This window comes from Bacillus hominis, from assembly GCF_018332515.1.
In the GTDB taxonomy this organism is placed as follows: domain Bacteria; phylum Bacillota; class Bacilli; order Bacillales; family Bacillaceae_G; genus Bacillus_A; species Bacillus_A hominis.
This window is the reverse complement of the sequence record NZ_BOQD01000399.1, coordinates 1-7,434: the sequence shown is the minus strand read 5'-3', so window position 1 is coordinate 7,434 and position 7,434 is coordinate 1. Positions and strand designations below refer to the sequence as shown.

General features: G+C 31.7%; 10 protein-coding genes. 7 read left to right on the top strand and 3 right to left on the bottom strand.

Annotation, left to right across the window (positions count from 1 at the left end; translation table 11 throughout):
• The first annotated feature begins 53 nt into the window (after positions 1–53).
• On the top strand, positions 54–1,016 hold the full coding sequence (locus KI356_RS25670) for a DNA cytosine methyltransferase (RefSeq protein ID WP_212936845.1): 963 nt from the start codon (positions 54–56) through the stop codon (positions 1,014–1,016).
• An 80-nt stretch (positions 1,017–1,096) separates the two neighbouring features.
• On the opposite strand, the gene KI356_RS25665 is transcribed toward KI356_RS25670, so the two are convergent.
• Both KI356_RS25665 and KI356_RS25660 read right to left on the bottom strand, forming a co-directional pair.
• Positions 1,097–1,780 (bottom strand): CPBP family glutamic-type intramembrane protease, encoded by a 684-nt coding sequence (locus tag KI356_RS25665; RefSeq protein ID WP_212936844.1) that lies wholly within the window; start codon positions 1,778–1,780, stop codon positions 1,097–1,099.
• Between the two features lie 425 nt (positions 1,781–2,205).
• Positions 2,206–2,652, bottom strand: coding sequence for a hypothetical protein (locus tag KI356_RS25660; RefSeq protein ID WP_212936843.1), 447 nt, complete (start codon positions 2,650–2,652; stop codon positions 2,206–2,208).
• 204 nt (positions 2,653–2,856) lie between these two features.
• On the opposite strand from KI356_RS25660, the gene KI356_RS25655 reads away from it, so the two are divergent.
• The 5 genes from KI356_RS25655 (at position 2,857) to KI356_RS25635 (ending at position 6,156) form a co-directional block, all read left to right on the top strand.
• Positions 2,857–3,024 (top strand): hypothetical protein, encoded by a 168-nt coding sequence (locus KI356_RS25655; RefSeq protein ID WP_212936842.1) that lies wholly within the window; start codon positions 2,857–2,859, stop codon positions 3,022–3,024.
• Positions 3,025–3,073: 49 nt separating this feature from the next.
• Positions 3,074–3,226, top strand: coding sequence for a hypothetical protein (locus tag KI356_RS25650; protein WP_212936841.1), 153 nt, complete (start codon positions 3,074–3,076; stop codon positions 3,224–3,226).
• Positions 3,227–3,456: 230 nt separating this feature from the next.
• Positions 3,457–4,077 carry an ABC transporter permease gene (locus tag KI356_RS25645; RefSeq protein ID WP_212936840.1) on the top strand — a complete coding sequence of 207 codons (621 nt, stop codon included), beginning with the start codon at positions 3,457–3,459 and terminating at the stop codon, positions 4,075–4,077.
• Between the two features lie 808 nt (positions 4,078–4,885).
• Positions 4,886–5,461 carry a C1q-like domain-containing protein gene (locus KI356_RS25640; RefSeq protein WP_212936839.1) on the top strand — a complete coding sequence of 192 codons (576 nt, stop codon included), beginning with the start codon at positions 4,886–4,888 and terminating at the stop codon, positions 5,459–5,461.
• 137 nt (positions 5,462–5,598) lie between these two features.
• Positions 5,599–6,156, top strand: a complete 558-nt coding sequence (locus KI356_RS25635; RefSeq protein WP_212936838.1) for a C1q-like domain-containing protein — start codon at positions 5,599–5,601, stop codon at positions 6,154–6,156.
• A gap of 90 nt (positions 6,157–6,246) precedes the next feature.
• Here the strand turns inward: KI356_RS25635 and KI356_RS25630 are convergent, their stop codons facing one another.
• Positions 6,247–6,459, bottom strand: a complete 213-nt coding sequence (locus KI356_RS25630; RefSeq protein WP_212936837.1) for a hypothetical protein — start codon at positions 6,457–6,459, stop codon at positions 6,247–6,249.
• 253 nt (positions 6,460–6,712) lie between these two features.
• On the opposite strand from KI356_RS25630, the gene KI356_RS25625 reads away from it, so the two are divergent.
• Entirely contained in the window at positions 6,713–7,216 is a 504-nt protein-coding gene (locus KI356_RS25625; RefSeq protein ID WP_212936836.1) for a MepB family protein, read from the top strand.
• Positions 7,217–7,434: the final 218 nt, after the last annotated feature.

Here is a 7,434-nt window from a genome sequence, read left to right as displayed (position 1 = left end):
CTAAACAAAATCGTTATTTGAAAAGAAAGGAGGGGTGGCTTTGATTAAAATACTTGAATTGTTTGGGGGGAATCGGAGCACCCAGAAAGGCATTTGTTAATTTAGGAATAGATCATAAAGCGATTGATTACGTAGAATGGCAAGCTAATAGAGTGAAAGTATATAACGCTCTATATGACCACCTGCATAAACCGCAGGATGTAAGAGGATGGAATTTAAAGCCTGATATTTTAGTTCACGGGTCACCTTGCCAAGATAACAGTAGAGCAAATAAGGCACGTAAAAGTAATACTGAAGATTCACAATCTCAATTGATGTTGGAAACGCTGCGGATAATTAAAGAAATGGGTGAATGGCGACCTAAAGTCATCATTTGGGAGAATGTGAAAGGCGTGTTAGATCGTAATGTAGTACCAGTATTCAATTACTATTTGGAAGAAATGGAGAAGCTGGGTTATACAAATTCATTTGATGTACTAGATGCTAGGAAATTTGGAGTGCCGCATGCACGAGAGCGAGTATTTTGCATTTCGCTATTAGGTGGCAAAGCGTTTGATTTTAATAAACTAAGATTTAAACCAATGAGGGATATTAAAGAATTTATGGAGTATGGACCATATGATGAAATTCCGTCGCAGTATTTAATTAATATTCCATCGATACTGAACAAAATTAAAGAGTTTAATCCGAATCCTACAGGGAGTTATAAACGGCAACTGGATGTAATTGATGAGTATTGCTACACCATAACTGAAAGACAAGATCGTTGTCCGAATGCAGGGATTATTCGATTGAGCAATCCGCAGTATAGGTATTTAACAGAGCGTGAGTGTTGGAGGTTATTAGGATTCGGTGATGAAGATTACGAGCTTATGTTAAAAGAATTTCCAACTAAGCCGGGAAAACGAAATGCAACGTTATATGCATTAGCTGGTAATAGTATAGTAGTTGATGTTTTAGAAGCGATATTTGAAGTGTTACTTGATATGTTGCAGGGGAAGTTGAAAGTAAGTTAATATAAAAACTTCATTTTGTAGTGTTATTTATATATGAAAAAGAGCACTTTTGAAAAGTGCTCCTTAATCACATTACCATTTTAGAGTAGGGCAAATAATAATACTGATAAGAATGATGTGAGATCAAATAATATATGAGTAATAGAACTGGCCCATAATGAATTAGCTTTAAATGCAACCCAGTTAAATGGTAATCTAGCTAAGCCAATGACTAAGAAAATCTGAATTAGGTTACCGTCATATGTAGAGTAATGCGCCAAACCGAATAAGATTGCTCCAACAATTGTGACAATAATCATCGAAAGTTTCTCATCTACTCCACGTTTTTTCAAAAAATAAATTGCTAGTATAGATGGAACTAATACGAGACATTCTTCACCGATTAAACTAAATACAATTTGTAAAATGTGATAAATGAATTGAGCGGGTGTATTATCTACGAAAATATTACTCTCTCCATTACTTGTAAATTGGAATTTAAAAACATATGTGATTATTAGTGCAACAATCCAACTTTGCAAAAAATTCCATATGTAGCCGATTAAAATTATTTTAATTGCGCCTTTTTTTAGAGGACTAAATGCGGACTTAACCCCGTATGAGCCATAGTTTAAATATAAAGCAATTACACCAGCTAGAGCTATAAACATAAAGTTGAATGGTAGGCTAGTATAAGCCAAGCCTAGGTAAGCGATAAGAATTAAAAAAATACCGATGATTGCATTTAAAGTGCTACTAGGTCTTCTGTCGTAAAGACTGTTCATTGTGTTTTCCTCCTGCTATGATAATAAAATTCGTTTAATGAAATTCCAAAAATATGAAATTTCACTTTTATTGTATGACGGAGGTAACAAATTTAAAAGAAAAATATGGGAAATGAAACTGATTAATTTTGAAATGTGTAAAAAATGTGAATTAATTAACAATGGTGAAATCAAACGAAAGTAAGGTGTGATAGTAGTCAAAATATTATATTTTCTTTTTTAAAATAAGTATGTTGGTTAACCGAAAAAGAGCATATGCAAAGATATGCTCTTGATAAGGTGGATTTCTATATAATAATAATATGCTCGCCTTATCAAAATGGTAACAAGGTTATAAAAATTTCATTTTGTAGAAAAGAGTAGCTAGATTTCGCTAACTACTCTTGATAAAATTGTTAGTTCAAAAAATATGAATATTTAGATGTTTATTCATCTAATGCTCGTGCAGCAATTTGGACTTTAGAAAATGCACCGCTATTGTTTCTAAATACAATTCTATATTCACCATCAGGAAGCCAATCAGACCAATTAGTACTGAATTCATTTATAGTTTGTTGTCCAGGAGCTAGCTTTCCATTTGATAACCAACCATTTTTAGAATTGTATAAATCATAACTGAAAGTTTCATCACCAGTGTTTTTCAGGAAAACTCTTAGGTCTATTCCACCTTTATGATAAAACTTAAAAACTCCTGATCCATAAAAAGTGTACGGTTCATTTGCCTCTAAAGCATATTGAATTGGCGGAATCTGTACTTTGTTAGGCTCAGTTATTTTTTGACTTACATTTGCTTCTGTTGCTGCGAATGTGGCAGTTTGACCTAATCCGATAAGTGATACAGCAATTGCAGGAATAGCTAATAATTTCTTCAAGATGAACACTCCTTATGATTTTTAATTGAGAACTAATCTCAAACATATAATAACCAATCAAGTTAAATAAGTTAATAGATAAATGTTATGTTTTACAAAAGTAATCAATAATTTACAGATGACCTAACATAGTGACAAAAGTTAATATAAAGCTTTCGTATCGAAAACTGAACAAAATAATCCTTTTAAAGTGAGGTGGAGAGAATGGAAGGTAACGTAAAGCTTTTAGGTGATGATGGGATGCTAGGGATGGAGTACAAGGAAAGAAAAATTCGTGTATATAATACAGAAGGCAATGTGATGGAATTACTTTCAACAAAAGAACAGGTTCAAGAGACTATCGATTATTTAAAAGAATGTCAAAAAAAATGAAATAATGTCCTGAATAGTAACAAAATCGAACGGAGGGGAACCGTATCGTATGAATCAATTGTCATTTTTTGAAGACATTGATGAAAGGGGAATGCGAAGACTTGTGGTGAAGGCGCTGGAAAAATACAAAGCATTGTGCGTCCGGATGAAAAAACAAGAAGAACAGGCTCAAACGGCAGGCATCGTACTTTTTCTAAATTGAAAGGTGCCGATAAGAATCATGAGATACTTTTTAAATAAATTGAACGGAAGTTAAAATATACTCTTGATGAAGATGGGTTTGTTATACTTTATTATATTTTGCTAACCCCTATCCTTACTTTATGTTGGGATCTTTTTTAATTCTATTAAAAATAGTAAAAACCCGTCCAAACTTTTTAAATCTATTTTACATAATATATAGTAAAAAGTTTAAAGGGGGGGGGAATTAGTATGTCTTATTATTACTACTGTAAGTATTGTAAGGATTACCAAAAGAAACAGCATGATTGTCACAAAAAAAGCAGTAAGTGTTATGACAAATATGATGGCTATTATGAAAGATGTGATAAAAAACAAGAGGAAAAACCTTGTGTTAATGTAAATGTGGATTGTTGTTGTGATGATAAGGATAAGCTTGTAAGGGCGTCTGCATTTAGAGCTATAAATACAGTGAATCAAAATGTTCCAGCTAATACTTTTGTTAAAGTTTTATTCCAAGATGAACAATTTGATTTAGCGAATGAGTATAATCCAGTTACATCAATTTTTATTCCAAAGACAAGAGGCGTTTATTCTGTTATTGGAACAATTACTTTCATTCCTGATAACCTAAACGTAAATTATAGAGCGCGGGTAGAAATTCGTGTTAATGGAAATCCAGCAATTGCAATAGATAATGATTTTTTTGGTCCGATAAACTTTGCTAATGTTGTGGCTGTTTCATCAATACTTCAATTACATGCAGGGGATTCAGTCGAGATTTTTGCACAAAGTAGCGTAGCTGGAGTTATTAGTAATGTAGAAGATAGTACGCATTTTGAAACTGCAAGATTCCCATCTCCAAAAGTATAAGTTGTAAGTAATTTCATATAAGGACATTCCAAAATTTATACTTGCCCTGTACAAGAACGGATGATTTATTTGTAGTGCATGAAGTGTTTTAACGGTGTCCAAGCTGTTTTGAAAGTACTGGATAAATTAACGATGTACTATTAAATAGTGTCTGATGATTGTAAATGAAACAGTCGAAGAAGAGCAGCGGTGTATGCAAAAAGAAATACATGATGTTCAGGTAAAGAAAGTCAACTGGTAAGGGAATCTTACCGATTTAGTTTATGAAAAAAGGCCCTGTTGTCTCCAACAGGGCCTTTTCTAAAATGGCAAAGAGTAACTCTTACCTTACTCCTTGTCCATAGAATACACAAAAATCTTACGCTTGTACAGGTCAATAATTTACAATAATAATATTGGAATATAATGCTTAAGAAAAATCCTAGAGGATAGAAAAATACTTGGTATAGGAGATATTGTTGATTTTAAAGGAAATTTAAGAGATTGTTATCAACTTACCGGTAATAAAGAGATATTGAAATAATAAAATATGAAATATTACATATCTCACTGAACAAAATAATCTATTTAATAATAATAAAATCGCATGGAGGAATTTTTTCTGAAAATCCGAGTTGATAAAACTAGATAATTCGCATTACTGATATAACTGGAATATTACTGAGTGCTTTGTTTTAAAAGTTATACTTTCTATTCGCTTTGCCTTATGGTGGAGCATTCTTATTTTTTGTAATAGCAACAATTAGTCTAAACCTTCCAAATCTAGCTTGCATAATATGTAGTAATAGAGTAGAAAGGGGCGATATATATGTCTTGTTATTACTACTGTAAGAATTGTGAGAGTTACAAAAAGAAAAATCATGATTGTTGTAAAAAAAGAAGTGATTATTATAATAAGTGCGGTAAAAGATGTGATGACTGTTCTTTCGATCATAAGGAGAAAAACCTTGTAAGAGCATCTGCTTTTAGAGCTGTAAATACAGTTGATCAAAACCTTCCGGCAAATACTTTTGTTAAAGTATTATTTCAAAATGAACAATTTGATTTAGCGAACGAATATAACCCAGCAACATCAGATTTTACTCCAAAGACTAGAGGAGTTTATTCCGTAATTGGGACGATTGGTTTCTTTCCAAACGATACAAATGTAAACTATAGAGCGCGTGTAGAAGTTCGAGTGAATGGAAATGCGGCAATTGCTATAGATAACGACTTTTTTGGTCCGATAAATTTTGGGAATGTCGTAAGTGTTTCAACAATACTCCAATTACATGCAGGGGATATTGTTGAGATTTTTGCGCAAAGTAGTATAGATGGGGTTATTAGTAGTTCAGAAGATGGTTCTCATTTTGAGGCTGCTAGATTTCCATCTCCAATTGTATAAATATTAAAAAGGAAAAAATTTTATTAACTCTGCTTTTCGGTGGAGTTTTTTAATTTCATAATAGCAATAGCTCGTCCAAACTTTTTAAATTTATTTTGCATAGTATACAACAATAGATTTAGAAAGGGGATATAAATATGTCTTATTATTATTGTAAGCATTGCAATTGCTATAAAAAGACACAGCATACTTGTTGTAAGAAGAGTACAGATTATTACGATAAGTGTTGTGATAATGAGAAAGATAAACTTGTAAGGGCATCTGCTTTTAGAGCGGTTAGTACAGTAAATCAAAATGTCACTGCAAATACTTTTGTTAAAGTATTATTCCAAAATGAACAGTTTGATTTAGCGAATGAATATAATCCAGTAACATCAGATTTTATTCCGAAGACTAGAGGGGTTTATTCTATTATTGGTACAATCAGTTTTGCACCTAATGATAGTAATACGAATTATAGAGCGCGTGTAGAAATTCGGGTAAATGATAATCCAGCTATAGCGATAGATAATGACTTTTTTGGTCCATCTAATTTTGCAAATGTCGTAGCTGTTTCAACAATACTTCAATTACATGCAGGAGATGTAGTTGAAATTTTTGCTGAGAGTGATGTAGATGGACTGATTATACAAAATAATCCAGGGTTTATTAGTACGCATTTTGAAGCTGCAAGATTCCCATCTCCAATAAAATAAAAGACATGTTTGTGATTTATGGACTATTTTAAAAAAAGGCTCTACCTTATGGTAGAGCCTTTTAGTTAAAGTTGTTTAGACGATAATATATTAAAATAAGTCCATAAATACTTGATAAGCAACACCTAGAGTTAATACGATAGCTAATAGTTTTGCTACCCAACTCGGTGCATTTAAATTTAGTAAAAGGGAATGACATATACTAAATGTAATGCCGATTGTTAAAAGAAGTGCGATAAGATATAAAACTAATAGGAAGAAAGGGTGCTCTATGGAGCCAAAGTAAATTTTGAATTGGGTCATGTAATATGTACCTCGTTTTTGTTTGTATATTAATATAATAATAAATAACACAAGGAATTGGGATATTTACGTAATGAATACTATAAAAGTAAATTTGAAGTTATGGATGGAGTAGATAAAATAATCTTTGAAAAGACGATACAAAGCTATCATTCGTTTAAGTATCTTTACAGCGGTTTTTGATTAAGGTTTAAGTTCGATATACAAGAACAAATGTTCTTGGTATACTGAAAAATAAAAAAGGTGCGTTTACATGACAAATTTTAGTAATATAATTGAAAAACTAGATGAAATGATTTATAAACCTAATAATCTATTCATTACTAAACGAAAAGAAGAAAAGCAAAATTCAGAATATGCAGGAGGGGTATTCCAGCTAAATAATAGAAGCATCCGATTTAGGGTATCAAAAATTACGCCTAATAAGATTGGACAATTTGTTTCTTTTTGGGAGAAGAATGCCTCTATGAGCAATCAGGCATTTTCTTATGATTTGGCTCCTAACCTTTTAGTTATCACTTGTATAGCGGATAATAAACTAGGACAATTTATTTTTCCAAAAGAGATTCTTCTAAAAGAAAAAATATTAAAAACTCAAAATCAAAAAGGGAAAATGGCTATGAGAGTTTACCCTATTTGGGATAAACCTGTTAGTAATCAAGCTAAGAAGAGTCAACTGTGGCAACTTCATTATTTTGTCGATTTAAGTGATGCTGAAAATGTAGCTATAGATAAATTGTTAAACTTATATTCATAGTGCATAATAAGAGAAAATTCGAAACATTCAATGTTTGTTCAGGTGGATATTTGGAAACATTAACAGAATAAGCCGTTAAGTAAAGAATAAAAAAGGAGCATACAAATAAAGTATGCTCAAAAAAGATAGGTTTTATGAGTGGAGAATCTCCATACGATAATATATGCGCATTTCATTAATATGTGTAAAATATCAACAAAATATCAACAAAATATCAA

What these genes read in the sequence shown, in the direction of transcription:
- KI356_RS25655 (WP_212936842.1), top strand. Translation starts at nt 2,857, where the DNA reads ATGGAAGGTAACGTAAAGCTTTTAGGTGATGATGGGATGCTAGGGATG.
- KI356_RS25635 (WP_212936838.1), top strand. Translation starts at nt 5,599, where the DNA reads ATGTCTTATTATTATTGTAAGCATTGCAATTGCTATAAAAAGACACAG.
- KI356_RS25650 (WP_212936841.1), top strand. Translation starts at nt 3,074, where the DNA reads ATGAATCAATTGTCATTTTTTGAAGACATTGATGAAAGGGGAATGCGA.
- KI356_RS25630 (WP_212936837.1), bottom strand. Translation starts at nt 6,459, where the DNA reads ATGACCCAATTCAAAATTTACTTTGGCTCCATAGAGCACCCTTTCTTC.
- KI356_RS25640 (WP_212936839.1), top strand. Translation starts at nt 4,886, where the DNA reads ATGTCTTGTTATTACTACTGTAAGAATTGTGAGAGTTACAAAAAGAAA.
- KI356_RS25665 (WP_212936844.1), bottom strand. Translation starts at nt 1,780, where the DNA reads ATGAACAGTCTTTACGACAGAAGACCTAGTAGCACTTTAAATGCAATC.
- KI356_RS25625 (WP_212936836.1), top strand. Translation starts at nt 6,713, where the DNA reads ATGACAAATTTTAGTAATATAATTGAAAAACTAGATGAAATGATTTAT.
- KI356_RS25645 (WP_212936840.1), top strand. Translation starts at nt 3,457, where the DNA reads ATGTCTTATTATTACTACTGTAAGTATTGTAAGGATTACCAAAAGAAA.